Raw genomic sequence first — 20,167 nt, forward strand, 5'->3', positions numbered from 1 at the left:
CCGTCCGATGAATCCTGCTATTGCTGCGGCGCTGCAACTCGCCCTCGTCGTGGCTGTTCTTGCACTGGCATACGTTCCGCTCGGTGACTACATGGCGCGGGTCTACACCACCGATCCCGATCTCCGTTCGGGAGACGGGAGGGTGGAGTCGCTGATCTACCGGCTGGGCCGGATCGATCCGCGCGCCGAGCAGACCTGGTACGGGTACGCGGGCAGCGTGCTCGGGTTCTCGCTGGCGAGCGTTCTGGGCTTGTACCTGCTGCAGCGCGTCCAGGGTCTTCTGCCGCTCGATCACGGACTGTCCGGCGTCAGCCCCCCGGTCGCGTTCAACACTGCGATCTCGTTCGTCACCAACACCAACTGGCAGTCCTACGTTCCGGAAACCACGATGAGCCCCGTGACCCAGTCGGTCGGGCTCGCCGTGCAGAACTTCGTGTCGGCCGCGGTAGGCATGGCCGTCGCGATCGCTCTCATCCGTGGCATCGTGCGAGCCGCACGGGGTGGCGAAATCGGAAACTTCTGGGTCGATCTCACCCGGGGCACACTCCGCATTCTGATGCCGCTCGCGTTCGTCATCGCTTTGATCCTGCTCACCCAGGGCGTCATCCAGTCCTATCGCTCCGGGTTCGACGCGGTCGGTGTGGACGGCAACGGATTCACCACTGCCCTCGCGCCCGTCGCATCGCAGGAAGCGATCAAACTCCTGGGCACCAACGGCGGCGGCGTGCTGGCGGCAAACTCGGCCCATCCGTTCGAAAACCCTACTCCGGTCAGCAATATCGTCCAGATCATCGCGATCCTGCTGATTCCGGTGGCGCTCACCCGCACGTTCGGCACCCTGGTCGGGAACAGGCGTCAGGGATTGACGGTCCTGGGAGTGATGGCGCTGTTGTTCGGGACGATGCTCGCGTTGGCTTCCGCTGCCGAGTCCGGTACTCGCGGGGCTGCTGCCACGGCCGCCGGCGCAACGATGGAAGGCAAAGAGGTCCGGTTCGGCATCCCCGGATCCGTGCTGTTCGCCGTGTCGACGACCGGTACCAGCACCGGCGCAGTGAATTCGGCACACGACAGCATGTCGCCCCTCGGCGGCGGCACCGTGCTGCTGAACATGCTGTTCGGTGAGATCGCTCCCGGCGGGGTGGGCAGTGGCCTCTACGGGATTCTGGTGCTTGCCGTGATCGCCGTATTCGTAGGTGGTCTGCTCGTGGGCCGCACGCCGGAGTTCCTGGGCAAGAAACTTCGCAGGCGCGAAATCACCCTCGCCGCTCTGACGGTGCTGGTGATGCCCGCACTGGTGCTGACCGGCACGGCCGTCGCCGTGATCCTGTCGTCCACCACCGGATTCCTGGGTAACTCCGGCGAACCCGGTACACCCGGGGCTATTCATGGGTTCGGAGAAGTGTTGTACGCCTACGCATCGGCAGCGAACAACAACGGCAGCGCCTTCGGCGGTCTCACCGTGACCAGTGACTGGTTCCAGGCCTCGCTCGGGATGTGCATGCTCTTCGGGCGATTCCTCCCCATCCTGTTCGTGCTCGCTCTGGCCGGGTCGTTCGCGGCGCAACGCCGGATCCCCGCGGGCGCCGGAACGCTTCCCACCACCGGCGTCGCATTCGCGGGTCTGCTCACCGGCACGGTGGTCCTCGTCGCGGCACTCACGTTCTTCCCCGCGCTGGCGCTGGGGCCGATTGCCGAGGCCCTGCAATGACTTCGACGTTCCGTTCATTCTGCTCCATCACCACTTACACCCTGGAGATGTCTCGGTGACCATCGAACTTCGACGCCCTCGGGAGGACGACGTAACCGCGCCCGCCCCCCGCATCGCCGGCGGTCTGTTCTCGCCCCGGCAACTGATCGAATCCGTGCCGGGTGCAGTGCGCAAACTCGATCCCCGGCACATGGCACGCAACCCGGTGATGTTCGTCGTCCTGGTCGGTTCGGCGATCGCGACCGGTGCGGCGATCGTGGAGTCCACCGTCTTCTCCTGGCTGATCGCACTGTGGTTGTGGTTCACGGTGTTGTTCGCGAACCTGGCCGAATCGGTTGCCGAGGGGCGGGGCAAAGCCCAAGCGGCGAGCCTCCGGAAGGCGAAGCAGAACACCGTCTCTCGTCGCCTGCTGCCGTCTGGCTCGGAAGAGACCGTACCGGCTACCGAATTGAAGGTCGGAGATCTCGTCGTCGTGGAGGCCGGTGAAACGATCCCCGGTGACGGCGACGTCATCGAAGGAATCGCGACAGTCGACGAGTCCGCGATCACCGGCGAGTCCGCGCCGGTCATCCGCGAGTCGGGTGGGGATCGCTGCGCGGTCACCGGAGGCACTACCGTGTTGTCCGACCGTATCGTCGTGGGGATCACCGCTCCTGCGGGCCACACGTTCGTGGACCGCGTGATCGCGCTCGTGGAAGGTGCATCTCGGCGGAAGACCCCGAACGAGATCGCGCTCAACATCCTCCTCGCAGCACTGACGATCGTGTTCCTGTTCGCCGTCGTGGCCATCGGTCCCATGAGTGCCTACGCCGGTGCCGAGCAGGGCCCGGTCGAATTGATCGCATTGCTGGTCTGCCTGATCCCCACCACCATCGGTGCGCTGCTGTCGGCTATCGGTATCGCTGGAATGGACCGTCTCGTGCAGCGCAACGTGCTGGCGATGTCCGGGCGCGCCGTCGAGGCCGCAGGAGACATCGACACCCTGCTCCTGGACAAGACCGGGACGATCACCTTCGGCAACCGCCGCGCGACCGCACTGCACCCCGCACCCGGAGTGACGGAGGCCGAGGTGGCCGGCGCCGCGCGACTGTCGAGTCTTGCCGATACAACACCGGAGGGACGCAGCATCGTCGAACTGTGCGCCGAGCAGTACCGTCTCGATCCCGGACCCACCGGGGCCGGCGCCGACGCGGAATTCGTGCCGTTCAGCGCGCACACCAGGATGAGCGGACTCGACCTCACCGAGGCGGACGGCACGGCGGTGCGTATCCGCAAGGGCGCCGCCGACGCGGTCGGCCGCTGGACCGCACAGTTCGGGACGACAGTGCCTGTCGCAGTCACCGATCTCGTGACGGACATCGCCCGCAGGGGCGGAACTCCCCTCGTCGTTGCGCGCGTGTCGGGCACCAGCGCGTCGGTGCTGGGTGTCGTCGAACTCTCCGACGTGGTCAAACCCGGTATGGCGCAGCGGTTCGCACAGCTCCGCGCGATGGGTATCCGCACCGTGATGGTCACCGGCGACAATCCGCTGACGGCGAAATCCATTGCGGCAGAAGCGGGCGTCGACGACTTCCTCGCCGAAGCGACGCCGGAGGACAAGCTCGCGCTGATTCGCTCCGAACAGGAGGGGGGCCGCCTCGTCGCGATGACGGGTGACGGCACCAACGATGCTCCCGCGCTTGCCCAGGCCGACGTGGGGGTGGCGATGAACACCGGCACCTCCGCCGCCAAGGAAGCGGGGAACATGGTCGACCTCGACTCCGATCCCACCAAACTGATCGACATCGTCGAGATCGGCAAGCAACTGCTCATCACGCGTGGCGCTCTGACGACGTTCTCGCTGGCCAACGACCTCGCGAAGTACTTCGCCATCCTGCCGGCGCTGTTCAGCGGCATCTATCCGCAGTTGGCTGCGCTGAACATCATGGGACTCGCGACGCCACAGTCCGCGATCCTCTCGGCGGTGATCTTCAACGCGCTCGTCATCGTCGCGCTCATCCCGCTCGCACTCAAAGGTGTGCGGTACCGCCCCGCCGCCGCATCGTCGCTCTTGGGGCGAAACTTGCTGGTCTACGGCGTCGGCGGCGTAGTGACACCCTTCGTGGGCATCTGGCTGATCGACCTCGTCGTGCGTCTCGTTCCGGGAATCGGGTGAATGTCATGAGTCAAGGAAATTTCGTGCTCGGCTTCGTGCGGCAACTGAAGGCGGGTGCCATCGTGCTGGTCGCACTCACCGCCATCGTCGGCTTCGCATACCCGGCAGCGGTGTGGGCGGTGAGCCGGATCGACACCCACGCCGCGGAAGGATCACCACTGGCGGATTCGGCCGGGTGCATTGTCGGCAGCGAACTCGTCGGAGTCGATCCGCAGGTGGCTGCCGGGGAACCCGATCCCTACTTCCACCTGCGCGTCGTCGGGTCGGTCGCGGACGACGATCCGTACGCTCCCGGTGATCCGGCCGCGGCTCTGCCGTCGAACCAGGGACCCAGCAGCGAGGTGCTGGCGCGGTTCGTGGAGGAACGACGCGCCGCGATCGCCCTCCGCGAGGGTGTTGCTCCCGAGGACGTCCCGGTCGACGCGGTCACGGGTTCGGGTTCGGGCCTCGACCCGCACATCTCACCCGCGTACGCCGCGATCCAGGTACCGCGGGTCGCCGCCGCGCTCGGCGTTCCCGACGGTGACGTCCGGCGCCTTGTCGCCGAGCACACGGAGGGGCGTCAACTCGGGTTCCTCGGCGCCGAGCGCGTCGATGTTCCCGGTCTCAACGTCGCGCTGGGCTCCACCGCCCCGGACTGTGCCGGTGACACCTCGGGTGGATGATGGCGAGATGACAGGTTCGGACCACGCAGCATTCCCCGCCGTATCGCGCCGGGGAATGCTGCGGATCTACCTCGGCGCGGCTCCCGGTGCCGGCAAGACCTACGCGATGCTCGGTGAAGCGCAACGGCGTCTCGCGCGCGGTGGCGACGTGGTGGTAGCGATCGTCGACACGCACGGACGTGCGTGCACCGCCGAGAAACTGGCGGGCCTCGAGATCGTTCCACCTCGGCAGATCACCTACCGCGACACCGAGTTCGAAGAACTCGATCTCGACGCCGTGCTCGCGCGCCGGCCCGCCGTCGCGCTCGTCGACGAACTCGCCCACACCAACGTGCCCGGTAGCCGGCACACCAAGCGCTGGAAGGACGTCGAGGAACTGCTCGACGCGGGAATCGACGTGCTCTCCACCGTCAACATCCAGCATCTCGAGTCCCTCAACGACGTCGTCGAGCAGATCACCGGCGTGGTGCAGCGCGAGACCGTCCCGGACGACATCGTCCGCCGAGCCGACCAGATCGAACTCGTCGACATCACGCCACAGGCACTGCAGCGCCGGCTCGCACACGGAAATGTCTACGCGCCGGAGAAAGTCGATGCCGCGCTGCACAACTACTTCCGCGAAGGCAACCTCACCGCGTTGCGGGAGCTGGCACTGTTGTGGCTCGCCGACCAGGTCGACCTCGCCCTGGCGAAGTACCGGGGTGAACACGCGATCACCGCCACGTGGGAGGCGCGCGAGCGGGTCGTCGTGGCCGTCACCGGTGGTCCGGAATCCGAAACCCTCGTGCGCCGCGCCAGCCGCATCGCAGCGAAATCCAGTGCCGCACTGATGGTCGTGCACGTCGTGCGGGGCGACGGCCTGACCGGTGTGTCCGCGCCCCGGATGGGACAGGTTCGTGAACTCGCCGCGAGCCTCGACGCGAGCCTGCACAGCATCGTCGGCGACGACGTCCCGAGTGCCCTGCTCGACTTCGCTCGCGAGGTGAACGCGACCCAGCTGGTACTCGGGACCTCCCGTCGGCCGAGGTGGGCGCGCATTCTCGACGAAGGCATCGGCGCCGCAGTGGTCCGGGATTCCGGAAAGATCGACGTGCACATGGTCACCCACGAGCACATTTCGTCGGCACCGGGACTGGCACTGGCCGGCCGGCACGACCGTCGGCTCCTCTCGTGGGTGGCGGCGCTGTCCATCCCCCTCGCCGCCGCAGGCCTGATGGTGGTCGTCGACCGGGTCACCGGATTCACCGACCAGAACATCCTGTTCTTCGTCGTGGTCCTGGCAGTCGCGCTGTTCGGCGGCATCGGCCCGGCGATCGTCGCGGCGCTGCTGTCCGGTCTCCTGCTGAATTTCTTCTTCACCGACCCGCGTCACAGTCTTCTTCTCGCGGATCCGGGGAACTTCGTCACCACCGGCGTGTTGCTCGTTGTCGCCGTCGCGGTGGCGGCACTCGTGGATGCGGCCGCCGCGCGCACCCGGGAAGCACGCCTCGCGTCCCAGGAGGCAGAACTCCTCGCATCCTTCGCCGGTGCCGTCCTGCGTGGCGCCGGTGTGCCGACGCTGCTCGAGAAGGTCCGGGAAACCTACGCGCAGCACGGGGTCGGCTTCGTACGCGGCGACGAGGACGACTGGGACGTGCTCGGATCCGCGGGAGCAGCGCCCCCGCTGTCGATCGACGAGGCCGACACCGTCTGCCGCATCGACGACAAGCCGTACGCACTGCTGCTGTCCGGCCCACGGCTACGCGCACGCGACCGCAGGATCCTCACCGCTGTGACGGCGCAAGCCGCCGGCCTGGTGCGGCAGGAAGAACTCGCCGCGGAAGCTGCGCAGGCGGCGACACTCACCGAAACCGACCGCTTGCGCCGACTGCTGCTGTCCGCGGTCAGCCACGACCTGCGCACTCCGCTCGCGGCGGTCAAGGCAGCGGTGTCGAGTCTGCGCAGCACCGATGTTGCATTCTCACCCGACGACACCGCGGAACTGCTCGCGACCATCGAGGAGTCGGCCGACCAGCTCACGCGCCTGGTCACGAACCTGCTGGACTCCTCCCGGCTCGCCGCCGGGGTGGTGGTGCCCGCGTCCGAGCCGGTGTACCTGGACGAGGTGGTCCATCGAGCACTGGTCACCCTCACGAGCAGTGGCCCCGACACCGCCCGCTCGATACGTGAGCGCGTCGAAGTGGACGTGGACGACGCGCAGGTGCAGGCAGACTCCGCGCTGCTCGAACGGGCCCTGGCGAACCTCCTCGACAACGCGTTGCGCTACGCACCGACCGGCCCCATCCGCGTCGGCGCCACCTGCGGGAACGACCGGGTGACGGTGACGATCGCCGACAGCGGGCCGGGGCTCGCCGACAGCGAACACGACGACGTCTTCTCCACGTTTCCGCGGTCCGGCGACCAGCGGGCGGCCGGCGGCGCGGGACTGGGGCTGACGGTCGCCCGCGGTCTCGTCGAGGCGATGGGTGGGACCGTCACCGCGGCCGACACTCCGGGAGGCGGCACCACGATGATGGTCGAACTCGCCGCGCCACACGAGGACCAGCGATGACCCGCATCCTCGTGGTCGACGACGAGCCCCAACTGCTGCGTGCCTTGCGCATCAATCTGACGGCACGGGGATACGACGTGATCACCGCCACCGACGGACGCACCGCCCTGCTCGCGGCGTCCCGGCATCATCCGGACGTGATCGTCCTCGATCTGGGATTGCCGGATCTGGACGGCATCGAAGTGCTGGCGGGCCTTCGCGGCTGGAATACCGCACCCGTCATCGTGCTTTCGGCGCGGACAGATGCCGCCGACAAGGTGGCCGCTCTCGATACCGGTGCCGACGACTATGTCACCAAGCCGTTCGGAATGGAGGAGTTCCTCGCCCGCATCCGCGCCGCTGTCCGGCGCGCCGCGACGTTGCCCGACCTGCCCGAACCGGTGGTCGTGACCGATGCGTTCACCGTCGATCTCGCGGCGAAGAAGGTCGTCCGAGACGGTGCCGACATCCATCTGACCCCCACCGAATGGGGCATGCTCGAAATGCTGGTGCGCAATCGCGGAAAGCTCGTGGGGCAGCGTGAGCTTCTCACCGAACTGTGGGGGCCCTCTTATGTCGGCCAAAACCATTATCTGCGTGTCTATCTGACGCAACTGCGGCGCAAGCTCGAAAGGGACCCCACTCGTCCGCGGCATCTGATCACCGAGTCCGGTCGGGGCTACCGGTTCGAGCCTTGACCTGCCCCGCTGTGCGAGTTCGGGGCGGTGCAACCGTTGACCGGGACACGCTGTTGCCGGGACGTGGCGTTCGGTTAGCGTGGCCGGTATGACACCTGACCGCATCGAAGGACGCGGACCGCGGATGGCGGCCGCCGGACGCCTCCGATGACTCTGCGTCTCGGTATCACGAGCCCGATCGTGACCCGGGTGCCCGGAGTCGCCGGGGACTGGGAGGCCGACGCGGGCGTCGAGGACCTCGTCGCGATCGCCGAAGCCGCCGATCGCCTCGGATTCGACCACCTGACGTGCAGCGAACACGTCGCCGTACCGGTAGATGTTGCTGCGCAACGCGGTGCCACGTACTGGGACCCGCTGGCCACCTTGGGATTCCTCGCGGCGCGGACGCGGAGCATCCGGCTGGTCACACAGGTACTCGTGCTCGGGTACCACCACCCCCTCGAGATCGCGAAGCGCTACGGGACCCTCGACCGGGTCAGCGGCGGACGCCTGGTCCTGGGTGTGGGAGTCGGCAGCCTCGCAGAGGAATTCGCTCTCCTCGGTGCGCAGTTCGCGGGTCGCGGGGAGATCGCCGACGACGCGCTCCGCGCCGTGCGCGCAGCCTGGGGACGCGAGCGGCCTTCCTACGCCGGACCGCACTTCGAGTTCTCCGGCATGGTGGTGGATCCACACGGTCTCCGTACCGAGGTGCCCGTATGGGTCGGAGGCCGCACACCCCGGTCGTTGCGACGCGCGGTCGAACTCGGCGACGGCTGGGTTCCATTCGGACTCGACCTCGACACCCTCTCCGAAATGCTGTCGCGCGCAGAACTTCCGGCCGAGTTCGACGTCGTGCTGGGGACCGGCCGGCCCGTCGACCCGCTGGGCGACCCGTCCCGCACCAGGGACCGGCTGAGACGGGTCGGCGAGGCGGGTGCCACCGTGGCAGGGGTGACGATCGCCGCGACCTCGGCCGAGCACTACGTCGAGCAACTCGAAACGCTCGCGGCGCTCGATCTGCAGGGCTGAACTCTCACAGGCCGAACGACTCGCGGACTTCTTCCGCCTTGGCGAGGAGCACGGAGCGTTCCCGTTCGTTGCCTGTGAGACGTGCTGCCTCGAGCAATTCGCCGCGAGCCTCCACCGCGCGGCCGAGGCGGCGTAGCAGTTCACCCCGCACGCTGGGCAGCAGGTGGTACCCGGCCAGCGCGCCGGATGCGACGAGCCGGTCGATATCTTCGAGCGCGGCGGCCGGACCGCGCGCCATGGACAACGCCGCCGCACGGTTGAGATCGACGACCGGTGAGGGAGCCACCCGAGCGAGAATGTCGTAGAGCAGGACGATGCGATCCCAGTCCGTGTCCTCGAAGGTAGGTGCGCGGGAATGGCATTCGGCTATCGCCGCTTGAAGGCCGTACGGTCCCCGGCCGCGCCCTATCGCATCGGCTCTCGCGAGTGCGGCGAGACCGCGGTTGATCTGGGCGCGATCCCAGCGGGTGCGGTCCTGGTCGGCGAGCAACACCGGCTCACCGGATGGTGTCGTGCGGGCGGCGAACCTCGACGCGGTGAGTTCCATCAGTGCGACGAGTCCGTGCACCTCGGGTTCGCCGGGAAGAAGCTCGGCGAGGACGCGGCCCAGCCGCAAGGCCTCGTCGCCCAGATCCTTCCGGATCCATTCCTCACCCGAACTGGCAGCGTAGCCTTCGTTGAAGATCAGGTAGACGACTCCGAGAACTGCACCGAGTCGTTCCGGAAACTCCTCTCGCGCCGGAACTTCGAACGGCACCCGCGCGGCGGTGAGGGTCTTCTTGGCCCGGACTATCCGTTGCTGCACAGCGGTGGTGCGAGTGAGGAACGCTTTCGCGATCTCGTCGGACGTGAGTCCGCCGACCACCCGCAGGGTCAGCGCTACTTGCGCATTCCGGTTCAGGACCGGATGGCATGCGACGAACATCAACCGCAGCACGTCGTCGTCGATGCGGTCGGGGTCCCAGGCGTCGGTGTCGAACCCCGCCGCGTCGTCCCTCAACTCGCGTGCCAGAGTGGCATAACGCTCGTCGAGCCGGTCGCGGCGCCGCCACCCGTCGATAGCGCGCCTGGTGGCCACGGCCGTCAGCCATGCCGCCGGATTGCGGGGTACCCCGGTGTCCGGCCACTGCTCGAGCGCCTCGACCAGTGCCTGCCCGGCGAGGTCCTCCGCGAGGTCGAGGTCACGGACGGTGCGTGTCAGCGCCGCAACGATCTTGGCCGAGTCCATGCGCCACACGGCCTCGACAACGCGACGTGCGTTGTCGGGTCCGTGCGGCACCGTGTCGGTCATCGCGATCAGCCGACCACCGGCTTGTCGGTGCCCAGCTGCTCTCGCCACCCGGCTTCCTTTTGGACGTACTCGTTGTTCTGGTCGAATTCGTCGGATTCGGTCACCCGGCGAACCTCGAGCTTGGAACCGGGTCCGAGCGGGCACCGTTTCGCCCACTCGGCGGCCTCTTCCTTGCTCGACGTCTGGATGATCCAGAACCCGTTGAACAGTTCCTTGGTCTCCCCGTAGGGGCCGTCGGTGACGAGGGGCGGATCGGAGTCGAAATCGACGACGAAGCCTTCCTCCGGGTCCGACAGTCCGTCACCTGCGAGGAGGACGCCCGCCTTGATCAGAGACTCGTTGTACCGGCCCATGGCGTTGAGGATCTCCTCGAAATCGATGTTCTTCGAGGCTTCGAGGGCGGCGTCGGTGGCGCGCATGACGAGCATGTATTTCATGGGATTCTCCTTCGACTCGGAGACCGCGTGTCGATCTCTCAACCTATACGTCGAACAGGCTGGTCATCGATCGACAACACGGTGGATTTTTTTCGGGCCGGCTGCGTTCGTGGGCGGCCGTCGCCACGCGGGCAACCTTCGTGACACGGGAGCGGGGGCGGACGATCGAATCGGCGAGCATGCGCGACGATGGACGGATGCGTTCACCTCTGCCGGACTACCTGACCGAAGTTCTCTCCGTATGTTCCGAGGGAAAGGGCGCGACGTCCGATCACATCCCCGAGCTGAAAAACGCGGACCCCGACCGCTTCGCGATTTCTCTGGTCACCGCGGAGGGCGTGACGTATTCGGTAGGCGACGACGACACCGAGTTCAGCATCCAGTCGATCTCCAAGCCCTTCGTGTACGGCCTCGCGCTCGAAGAGCGTGGCTTCGAGCGGGTACTGGACGCGATCGGTGTCGAACCGTCGGGTGAGGCGTTCAACGAAATCTCGCTTCAGCGGGATACCGGACGTCCGCTCAACCCCATGATCAACGCGGGGGCGCTCACCGCTCACGCACTGGTGGGCGAGAACAAGACACCCGAATACCGCATTCGTGCGATCCGGGATCTGCTGTCGTCCCTTGCGGGGCGCGAGCTCGAGGTCGACGAGGGCATCTCGGCGTCCGAACTGGGTGCATCCTTCCGAAATGTCGCAATCGCGAACCTTTTGCGCAACTACGAGATCTTCCCGGACGATCCGGACGACATCGTCGCCGGATACGTCGGGCAATGCTCCGTGAAGGTCACCACAGCCGATCTCGCGATGATGGCCGCCACGCTCGCGGGCGGAGGCGTCCAGCCGCGGACGGGTGAGCGGATCTTTTCCCGGTCCGTCGTCCGGCAGGTGCTGTCGGTGATGGCGACCTGCGGAATGTACGACGCGGCCGGCGACTGGCTTTCGACCGTCGGTATCCCCGCGAAAAGCGGTATCTCCGGCGGGATCATCGGAATCCTGCCGGGGCAGTTGGGCATTGCGGTGTACTCGCCGCGACTGGACGAGCACGGCACCAGCGTTCGCGGCGTCGAAGCCTTCGAACGTTTGTCGCACGATATGAATCTGCACCTCATGGAGGCGCCGATCGTCTCGCGCTCGGTTCTGCGACGCCGCGCCGTCATAGGTGAGGGCAGTGAGGCTTTCACCTTTCTCGAACTCCACGGCGACATCCATTTCACGAACGCGGAAGGCGTCGTGCGGGCACTTGTCGAGGAACCCGTCGAGACGCAGCGCGCCGTGTTCGATCTCACGCTGGTGCGCGCCGTTCTCCCGGTAGGCCGCAGGATGCTGCTCGAGGTGATCCGGCGACTGCACCTCGACGGAATCGACGTTGCGCTGGTCGATCCCGAGGAAGTGTTGTCCGATCCGGACGCCGGCGACGGCTACCGTCCTCGGGTGTTCACCACGCTCGACGAGCTGCGCGACGAATCCGCAGGCTCTTCGGAGTGAACCAGAGGTACTCGAGGGACGTCTGAGATCGCGCCGAAGAGAATGTCGGTGGCGATGGTGGCGTGGACGCTGAGGAGTGAGCTACGGTGTCGTCCGGTGTGCCGCAAGGTCGGCGAAGAGATGTCGTGCCTACGAGAGAAGATTCAGCCAATGCTGTTCACCTGTGAACATGTCGTCGTGCCCGGCTCGGCCGGATTGGGCGGGTGACCCGGATGCTCACCCGATCCCCGTACCGCTGCCCCGGTGACGACAGCGTCATCCACTCCGCGTGCGCAGGCATGCTGTCGCACTGGTCGCGGCCGGTCGACGAACATATCGCGCGCACGTCGCTGGGCGAGACGTTCGTCCTGAGTGTCGGCGCCCCCACCGCGCCGCCGATCGTCGTTCTGGCCGGCGGGGACCTTCCGGCTGCCGGCCTGCGTGTCCTCGCGGAGCAGCTGGACGACTCGCGCCGGGCGATCCTCGTCGATCTTCCCGGCCTGCCCGGCGGGAGTGCCCGTACCCGGCCCGCGGCCGAGATTCACGCGGCGTACGGCCGCTGGCTGATGGAGGTCTTCGACGCACTCGAAATAGCGAGCGCGCCGGTTATCGGCCTGGGCTGGTCGGCATCTGTTGCGGCAGCCGCAGCCGACGTGGACCGAGTGGAGAAGCTGGTCCTTGCTGCGCCGCTCGGGCTGGTGCCGCGCGCCAGGTGGCATCGCGCGCTCATTCCCGGCTTGCAGTGGCGGAACGAGCCGAATCTCGAGAACACCCAGCGTTACCTGCAGGCCCTGGCCGGGAGCGGCTACCAGCCCGACGATCCGACTTTGCGCTGGTCGTGCCGTGTCGGTGCGTACTGCACCTCACTGACCGGTCTGCCTCGGATAGGACGGTCGGTACTTCAGCGCTGGCGTGGCCGCGCGGTCGAGATCGTGGTCGGCGAGCAGGATCCGCTGATCCAGCTGTCGTCCCTGCGAAAGCTCGGCGACGATATGGCGGTCGACCTCCAGGTGGTTCCCGGTGCCGGGCATCTCCTCGCGGTCGAAGCGCCCGCTCGGCTCGCCGAAGGAGTCTTTGCCCCGCGTTCGTGAGCGTCGGACGCGGAAAACAGCGAAGTGTGACCTACGTCGCGTTCAAAACTGTGGGGGCCGGTGGTACACCCTTTGAGGACCCACGGCACGGACGGAAGGTCGATCATGCTGTTTTCTTCGCTGTTTCCCGTAGCGGGCCGTGTCAAGCCCGATTCGGGCGGGGCCGAGCCCGTGAACCCGGCACCCTCCGAGGATTCGCTTCGCGTCACCGTGTCCGCGCTGCGCGCGTGGGGTGACGAGGGAGATCACGGAAGTGGAATCGCAGGGCGCGCCTAGCGCCGGCCCGAATCGTCGCGGTGGCTGTTCGGTAGCAAAGTGCGGCGCCGGACTGCCCCCGACGGGCGTACCTCAGTCCGGCGCCGCAGCTAGCAACACGACACGTCGTACCACGAGGTGAGTGTCCCCGCTCTGCGGGCTGTATAAACCGTAATGGAAGATCACGAAAAGGTCACGCGAAAAGCTGATACATCGGTCCGCGCGGTACGAGATCTCGCCGGCGCGGCCCGTGCCGGTCCGGTCAGCAGTGGGCGCTCGCACACGTCAGAGCCACCGAATGGGCACCTGTACGGGTAAGCAAACTGCGCAGAGGGCCACCGTCGAGCAGTTGACGCGTCACCTCTCGGTCGTCGAGGTCGTCGTCCTCCGCGCCCACCAGAATCTCCGGGCCGAAGCCGCTTCGGGGTCCGTGCAGCAGTAGCCGCTCTTCTTCTACAACCCGGACCGGTACGTCGTCGCCGCCGTCCACCGCACCGACGGCGAGCGCGACATATTCCCTCTCCTGTTCGACATCGCGGCAGGCCATCAGGCGGGACCCCATGAGCACCCGGTCCAGTGTCACGCCCGACGTATCCGGCGCCACACCGGAACGGCCGTACCTGTCGTCCTCCGGCAGCATCACGCGCCGCGACGTCCAGCTGAAATGCGCTTCACCGCTCGTATACATCGCAACTGCGCCTCCTCGACGACGCGCCGGGGCGAATGTCCCGTTCCTGTCTTTCGTGTCTGTCCGGAAAGTGTGCACCCGACGTCCGACACGTCCGGCGGCCCCCGCAGCGGCGACGAAGGCCCGCGAATCACCCCGTCGAAGCCCGCACGCCCTCCGAGACCACCACGCGGTACAACACCGCGAAAACCCCGAGGACGACGAGAGAACACACGGCCGCGAGGGCGGCGCCTCCCACGACGAGTGCATAGTCGCTCCGGGCAAGACCGTCCACGATCGGCCTGCCGACGCCACCGAAACTCACCGATGCCGCGATGGTCGCGGTAGCGACGATCTGGACCGCTGCGGTGCGCATGCCCACGAGGATCAGCGGCAGCGCCACCGGTAACTGCGCACGGAGGAGCACCTGCATCCGGGTCATGCCCATTCCCCGCGCCGCATCCGTGAGCGCGGGGTCGACGCCACGAATCCCCTCGTAGGAGTTGAGCAGCACGGGCGGCACCGCGAGCGCGACGAGCGGAACCAGAATCGGGACGAGCCCGATGCCGTAGAGCACGACCAGCAGCACGAGCAGCCCGTACGTCGGAAGTGCCCGGGCGGCATTGGCGAGGAGGGTCATGAGGATTCCGCCGCGACCGGTGTGGCCGGTCCACAACCCCAGCGGCAGCGCGAGCAGGACGGTCAGGACGAACGCCAGGAACGTGTAACCGAAGTGTTCGAGGAGACGGGCCGGAATCCCGGACGGCCCCGACCAGTTCGCGCCGTCACCGAAATAGTCGACGAGGTAGTACCACAGCGTCGTCACCGGGCCGCCCCTGCCGAGCGGTGCAGCCACGGGGTGACGAGCCATTGCACGAGAACCAGCACCGCGTCGGCGACGAGTGCCATCACGACGATCACCGCGATCCCGACCAGCGCGAGATCGAGCCGGTCGAGTTGCACGGAGGCTGTGAAGAGCGACCCGAATGCTCCCATTCCGATCAGTGCCCCGACACTCACCATGCTGATGTTGGCGACGACCGCGACCCGTAAGCCCGCGATGACCGCCGGCAGCGCAATCGGCAGGTCGACAGTGAGCAGCCTGCGGGGGCCCGAGAATCCCATCGCGATCGCGGATTGCCGCACACTGTCGGGGATCCCGCGTAGACCGTCGACCACATTCGGAATGAGTCCCGCGAGGGCGTACACGGCGAGCGGCAGGATCACGGTCGTGCGGCTGATGCCGGTGAACGCGATGAGCAGGACGAAGAACGCGAGCGACGGAATCGAGTACAGCACACTCGAAATCGCCAGAACCGGTGGGTACGACCGCGGCCAGCGCACGCACACCAGACCGAGGGGCAGCGCGACCACCAGGCCCAGGAAGGATGCACCGAGGGCCATCACCAGGTGATCCGACAGCAGTTCCCAGAACGTGCCGAGGTAACCCGGGATCCGGAGACTCACAGCTGCTTCCGCACCGGCGAGTCGGTGCGCTCCCGGTGTTCCCGGCGAACGACAGCGGCCACCTCTTCACTGCTCACGACGCCCAGCGCCCGCCCGTCCTCGTCGACCGCAACTGCGAAACCGCAGGGCGACAACACCGCAGCGTCCAGCGCGGCGCGCAGAGTGTCCTTCCCCGGCACGAATCCCCGTCCCGCCGGCACGAGGGTGCCGGAGGAATCGGAGGCATGCGGATCGCGCCAGCCGACCGGTCGTTTCCCGTCGTCGACGACGAGCATCCACCGGCCGTCGCCATCCCGAATCGGCATGTCTCCGGTGGACGTGATCCTGTCTGTGTGCAGCGGCAGACCGGCCGTGGAAAAGAACGACAGCAACCGAACCCCGCGGTCGACGCCCAGGAACCCGGCAACGAAGTCGTCCGCCGGGTCGCCGAGAAGTTCTTCGGGAGTCGCGTATTGGGCGAGCACCCCACCCGGTCGCAACACGGCGACCCGGTCGCCGAGGGTGATGGCTTCGTCGATGTCGTGGGTGACAAGGACGATGGTTTTGGCGAGTACCGATTGCAGGCGCAGTAACTCTTGCTGCAACTCCTTGCGGACGACCGGGTCCACCGCCGAAAACGGCTCGTCCATCAGGAGAATCGGCGGATCGGCGGCGAGTGCGCGGGCCACGCCGACCCGTTGCTGCTGGCCCCCGGACAGTTGGGCCGGGTAACGGCGCGCCAACTCGTCTCCGAGTCCGACGCGGTGCAGGACCTCCATGGCGGTCGCCCGGGCCTGCTTCCGTGACGCCCCCATCAGGCGCGGCACCGTCGCGACGTTGTCGACGACGGTCCGATGCGGAAACAATCCGGCGTGCTGGATGACGTACCCGATCCCGCGCCGCAGGGTCTGCGGATCCTGGGATCGCACGTCCTCGCCGTTGACCAGGACGCGTCCGGCGGTCGGATCCACCATCCGGTTGATCATGCGCAGCGAGGTGGTCTTACCGCATCCGGAGGGGCCCACCAGCACAGTGAGAGTGCCGGTGGGCACTTCGAGGGACAGTCCGTCGACTGCCACGGTCCCGTCGGGATACTGCTTTTGCACATTGTCGAAAGTGATCACGGAGCACCCGGCCCTCAGTTGATGCCGTTGTCCTGCAACCACTCTTCGGCGACGACATCGATGTCGCGGCCCTCGGTGACGACCTGGCCGACCAACTCGATGAGAACGTCGGTGGTGAGGTTCTCGGACACAGCGTCGAGCGTCGCGACGTTCTCGTCGGTGAGATCTTCCCGGTGGACGAGCGGCGTGACGTTCTGTGCCCCGAATACGGATTCCGGATCGTCCAGTGCCACAAACGGTTCGGTACTGAGAGACGGATCGGTGGTGAAGATGTTCGCAACCTGGATGGTGTTGTCCCCGAGCGCCCGGATGGTGATCGGCCCGCCCGTGTCGGTGGGCACGAACTTCTGGAACTCGACGCCGTAGACGTCTCGGAGACCGACGACGCCCTGCCGCCGTGTCTCGAACTCGGGCGGTCCGCCGAGGGCGAGTTCGCCTGCAACCGGGGCGAGATCGGCGATGGTCGTCAGGTTGTAGCGATCCGCGGTCTCCTCCGTGACGACGAGTGCGTCCTTGTTCTCCCCCGGCGCCGACGCGAGAATGGAGAGACCTTCCGGAAGCGACTCCGCCAGAGCGGCATTGACATCCTCCGTGGTAGCCGCAGTGCTCTCGGGATCGACGCGGGCGAGCAGTGCCCCGTTGTACTCGGGCAGCACGGTGATGGCTCCGGAGGCGACCTGGTCGTAGTAGATCTCCCGGCTGCCGATGTTGAACTGGCGCGTCACCTCGGCGCCACTCCCCTCGAGCGCCTGCGCGTAGATCTCCGCGAGCAGCACATTTTCGGGGAAGTTCGCCGAACCGACGACGATGGTGCCACCCTCGCCGGACTCGGACGCGAGCGGATCGTCGGCGTTGTTCCCGGAACATCCGGTCACCGCCAGGGCAGCGGTGGCGACAACTATGGCGGTGCGAACGAAAGCTTTCACGTGGGTCTCCTCGGCGGTCGGCGTGTCGACTCTAACGCGCTCTCCTGCAGCACTGCCTGATTTGTCACCGATCGGACCCGCGTGGCTGCCGAACAGACAACGCCGGGCGACCGAATGGTCGCCCGGCGTCTCGCCGTACCGTCTCTGCCGTTCAGGTGGAGTGTTCGTCTCTCACGATGGAAGCCATCGCGCGGGATCACTCACCGTTGTTTCGCGAGACCCATCGTTCGTGCAGTTGCCCGCGCCGGATTCCGGGACTCGTACCGGGCGCGGAACCGGAGTTGCCGCTCGGCGGTAGCGGGCGCTCCCACGGATTCTCCACCGGTGCGCCGGAGTACGTGTCGTTGTTGTTCTGCTCGTATCCGGTGTAGTTGTCGTTGTTGTTCTGCTCGTATCCGGTGTAGTTGTCGTTGTTGTTCTGCTCGTATCCGGAGTACGTGTCGTTGTTGTTCTGCTCGTATCCGGAGTACGTGTCGTTATTGCCTTGCTCGTACCCGGTGTAATTGTCGTCGTTGTTCTGCTCGTACCCGGAGTAGTTGTCGTTGCCGGGCGCCTCGTATCCGGCGTACGAGTTGTTGCCCGCCCGGGACACCTCGTTGCCGTTCTGGCCGGCACCCGAGTACGCCTCGCTGCCGTTCCGGCCCGCCGACGCATACGCTTCGTTGCCGTTCGGAGTCGCACCGGCGAACGACTCGCCGTTGTGGTTGTGCGACGCGCGCTGGTCGTACTGATCCGTGTACTCGGTGTTCGTCTCTCCGGGCGGAAGAGGAAGTCGGCGCGGGCGGTCGATCTGGAACGGGTCGGACTGGGTACCGACGCCCTTGAGCAGACGGAGCGGCAGATAGAGGCTCGCGGTGACGCCGGAGTTGGTCGACGAGTCGAACGTCGGACGCAGCCGCACGGTGATCCCGTGACGGTGGGCCAGTCGCGCGACCACGAACAGACCCATGCGACGCGCTGCGCCGGAGCCGGCTTCGCTGTCCGTCGCCAGCCGTTCGTTGATCTCGGCGAGTTCGTCGGCGGGGATACCGATTCCGCGGTCGGCGATTTCGAGCAACAAGCCGCCGTCGACGGCGCGCGAGAACGCGAACGCCACGGTGCTCTCCGGCGGGGAGGCTCGCAGTGCGTTGTCGAGGAGTTCGGCCACCATGTGGACGACGTCGGTTACGGCGGTACCGAGGAGCGAACCCTCCGGTGCGTTTCCGACGTTCACGCGCTGGTAGTTCTCGACCTGTGAGACTGCGGCACGGAGCACGTCACCGAGCGGGGTGTCCGGGATCCGTCCCATTCGCTGCCGGGTGCCGGCGAGGACGAGCAACGAGTCGCCGGTGCGACGCATACGGGCCGCGAGGTGGTCGAGCGCAAACAGGTTCTGCAGACGCGTGGGGTCGCGCTCCTCGTGCTCGAGCGAGTCGATGAGCGACAGCTGCTGCTCGACGAGGGTCTTGTTGCGACGCGCCAACGTTTCGAGCATCTCGTTGACCTGCCGGCGCAACTGCGCCTGCTCACCGGCGAGCCGCAGCGCACCCTCGTTCATGGTGTCGACGGCGCGGGCGACCTCGCCGATTTCTTCCTTCGAGTGAACGCTGACCGGAGGGAGTGACACCGTACCGATTTCTGCGCCGTCCTTGATGGCGGCGATGGCCTCGGGCAGGCTTTGCTCTGCGGCAAGAAGTGTGTCGTTTCGGAGGCGGCGAAGCGGGCGCACGATCGAGAAGGCGACCATCACGGCCAGGCCCAGCGCGACGGCCAGCACGATCGCAATTCCGATGGCGTTCTTGAGTGCTTCGGTGCGAGCTTCGCTGGCATGGTTGTCGAGGAGGCCGACGATGCGGGTGGCGGAGTCGCGGACTTCCTCGATGTAGACCATGAGGCTGGTGAAGATCGAGTTGCGCAGCGCTCCGGTGTCGCCGCTGGTGCTGTCCAGATTCGCCGTCAAGTTGCGGCGATTGTCCAGTTCCGCGACGAGCGCGTCGAGCGAACTCGTGTCGGCAATGTTGGGGTTGGACTCGACGGTTTCCCGCAGGATCGACATCTGCGCTGCGTCGACGCCGAGTGCGTTCGTCCACATCAGGAGAGCACCTTCGGTGCCGGCACCCAGTGCGGAGTACGCGACGACCTGGTCCAGCAGCGCCCACTGGGTCGTCCACATGTCGAGGAGGGTGGCGCTTTCCTGGAGGACATCGGGTTCGGGCGCGGTGGAGGACGCGGCACGGAACACCGAACTCACGCGGCTGATGAACGCCTGTGCGCGCTCGCTGGCGACCACGGGTGCCATCGATCCGGCGACAGCACTGTCGAGCAGGCTGTTTCCCTCGGCGAGCACCTTGTTCAGTGCTGCTTTGATCTCGGGCTCGAGGCTGATGTTCGCGATCTGGTCCGTGAGGACCGTCTCTGCTTCCCGCGCGATCGTCGCACCGTTGTCGGTGGGCAACCCGATGATCGTCGCGGCTGCGGCACCCGCGACGCCGGTGCTGTATTCGGCGAACATCGGCAGAATCGACACCTGCTCGGCAGCAGTGCTGAAGTGGCGGGAATCCTCGAACAGGCTGATGACGCGGAGCGATCCGAAAAGCGCGGCGGCGATGATGGGGACCGCCACGACGGCGGCGACCTTGCGCCATAGGCGCCAATTCTCGGGGGAATATTGCTGGAACTGCTGTTTGAGACTCATCGTGTTCGGCCCGAACCTCTCTTGTA

16 protein-coding genes are annotated in these 20,167 nt (G+C 66.8%); 8 read left to right on the forward strand and 8 right to left on the reverse strand.

Annotation, left to right across the window (positions count from 1 at the left end; all coding sequences use genetic code 11):
- The first annotated feature begins 7 nt into the window (after positions 1 to 7).
- From kdpA to HF886_RS15660, 6 genes are all read left to right on the forward strand, one after another.
- Positions 8 to 1,708 (forward strand): potassium-transporting ATPase subunit KdpA, encoded by a 1,701-nt coding sequence (gene kdpA, locus HF886_RS15635; RefSeq protein WP_169652805.1) that lies wholly within the window; start codon positions 8 to 10, stop codon positions 1,706 to 1,708.
- Positions 1,709 to 1,763: 55 nt separating this feature from the next.
- Positions 1,764 to 3,863 carry a potassium-transporting ATPase subunit KdpB gene (gene kdpB / locus HF886_RS15640; RefSeq protein WP_169652806.1) on the forward strand — a complete coding sequence of 700 codons (2,100 nt, stop codon included), beginning with the start codon at positions 1,764 to 1,766 and terminating at the stop codon, positions 3,861 to 3,863.
- A 5-nt stretch (positions 3,864 to 3,868) separates the two neighbouring features.
- The gene (locus tag HF886_RS15645) at positions 3,869 to 4,528 is read left to right on the forward strand and encodes a potassium-transporting ATPase subunit C (RefSeq protein WP_169620990.1); all 660 of its coding nucleotides are present in this window, start codon (positions 3,869 to 3,871) and stop codon (positions 4,526 to 4,528) included.
- Positions 4,529 to 4,535: 7 nt separating this feature from the next.
- A complete protein-coding gene (locus HF886_RS15650; RefSeq protein ID WP_169652807.1) occupies positions 4,536 to 7,079 on the forward strand; it encodes a sensor histidine kinase KdpD in 2,544 nt (847 codons plus the stop codon).
- Positions 7,076 to 7,756, forward strand: a complete 681-nt coding sequence (locus HF886_RS15655) for a response regulator (protein ID WP_169620992.1) — start codon at positions 7,076 to 7,078, stop codon at positions 7,754 to 7,756. Before HF886_RS15650 ends, HF886_RS15655 begins: the two co-directional genes overlap by 4 nt.
- A gap of 153 nt (positions 7,757 to 7,909) precedes the next feature.
- On the forward strand, positions 7,910 to 8,764 hold the full coding sequence (locus HF886_RS15660) for an LLM class F420-dependent oxidoreductase (protein ID WP_169652878.1): 855 nt from the start codon (positions 7,910 to 7,912) through the stop codon (positions 8,762 to 8,764).
- Between the two features lie 4 nt (positions 8,765 to 8,768).
- On the opposite strand, the gene HF886_RS15665 is transcribed toward HF886_RS15660, so the two are convergent.
- Together HF886_RS15665 and HF886_RS15670 are read right to left on the reverse strand one after the other, a co-directional pair.
- Entirely contained in the window at positions 8,769 to 10,055 is a 1,287-nt protein-coding gene (locus HF886_RS15665; protein ID WP_169621087.1) for an RNA polymerase sigma factor, read from the reverse strand.
- A gap of 5 nt (positions 10,056 to 10,060) precedes the next feature.
- Complete coding sequence (locus HF886_RS15670; RefSeq protein WP_169652808.1) at positions 10,061 to 10,492, reverse strand: YciI family protein; 432 nt, start codon at positions 10,490 to 10,492, stop codon at positions 10,061 to 10,063.
- Positions 10,493 to 10,689: 197 nt separating this feature from the next.
- Here HF886_RS15670 and HF886_RS15675 point away from each other — a divergent pair, with 197 nt between their 5' ends.
- Both HF886_RS15675 and HF886_RS15680 read left to right on the forward strand, forming a co-directional pair.
- Positions 10,690 to 11,979 (forward strand): glutaminase, encoded by a 1,290-nt coding sequence (locus HF886_RS15675; RefSeq protein ID WP_169620994.1) that lies wholly within the window; start codon positions 10,690 to 10,692, stop codon positions 11,977 to 11,979.
- A gap of 212 nt (positions 11,980 to 12,191) precedes the next feature.
- Entirely contained in the window at positions 12,192 to 13,049 is an 858-nt protein-coding gene (locus HF886_RS15680; RefSeq protein ID WP_169652809.1) for an alpha/beta hydrolase, read from the forward strand.
- A 517-nt stretch (positions 13,050 to 13,566) separates the two neighbouring features.
- On the opposite strand, the gene HF886_RS15685 is transcribed toward HF886_RS15680, so the two are convergent.
- The 6 genes from HF886_RS15685 to HF886_RS15710 all read right to left on the reverse strand — a co-directional run bounded on the left by HF886_RS15685 (position 13,567) and on the right by HF886_RS15710 (position 20,141).
- Positions 13,567 to 13,992 carry a hypothetical protein gene (locus HF886_RS15685; RefSeq protein WP_169652810.1) on the reverse strand — a complete coding sequence of 142 codons (426 nt, stop codon included), beginning with the start codon at positions 13,990 to 13,992 and terminating at the stop codon, positions 13,567 to 13,569.
- A gap of 130 nt (positions 13,993 to 14,122) precedes the next feature.
- Positions 14,123 to 14,797 carry an ABC transporter permease gene (locus HF886_RS15690; RefSeq protein WP_296550336.1) on the reverse strand — a complete coding sequence of 225 codons (675 nt, stop codon included), beginning with the start codon at positions 14,795 to 14,797 and terminating at the stop codon, positions 14,123 to 14,125.
- Entirely contained in the window at positions 14,794 to 15,438 is a 645-nt protein-coding gene (locus HF886_RS15695) for an ABC transporter permease (RefSeq protein ID WP_169620998.1), read from the reverse strand. The genes HF886_RS15690 and HF886_RS15695 overlap by 4 nt, the downstream gene beginning before the upstream one ends.
- Complete coding sequence (locus HF886_RS15700) at positions 15,435 to 16,541, reverse strand: ATP-binding cassette domain-containing protein (protein ID WP_169620999.1); 1,107 nt, start codon at positions 16,539 to 16,541, stop codon at positions 15,435 to 15,437. The genes HF886_RS15695 and HF886_RS15700 overlap by 4 nt, the downstream gene beginning before the upstream one ends.
- A gap of 14 nt (positions 16,542 to 16,555) precedes the next feature.
- Positions 16,556 to 17,467 carry an ABC transporter substrate-binding protein gene (locus tag HF886_RS15705; protein ID WP_169621000.1) on the reverse strand — a complete coding sequence of 304 codons (912 nt, stop codon included), beginning with the start codon at positions 17,465 to 17,467 and terminating at the stop codon, positions 16,556 to 16,558.
- 196 nt (positions 17,468 to 17,663) lie between these two features.
- On the reverse strand, positions 17,664 to 20,141 hold the full coding sequence (locus tag HF886_RS15710) for an ATP-binding protein (RefSeq protein WP_240955171.1): 2,478 nt from the start codon (positions 20,139 to 20,141) through the stop codon (positions 17,664 to 17,666).
- Positions 20,142 to 20,167: the final 26 nt, after the last annotated feature.

Source organism: Rhodococcus sp. 105337 (genome assembly GCF_012844225.1).
Lineage (GTDB): Bacteria > Actinomycetota > Actinomycetes > Mycobacteriales > Mycobacteriaceae > Rhodococcus.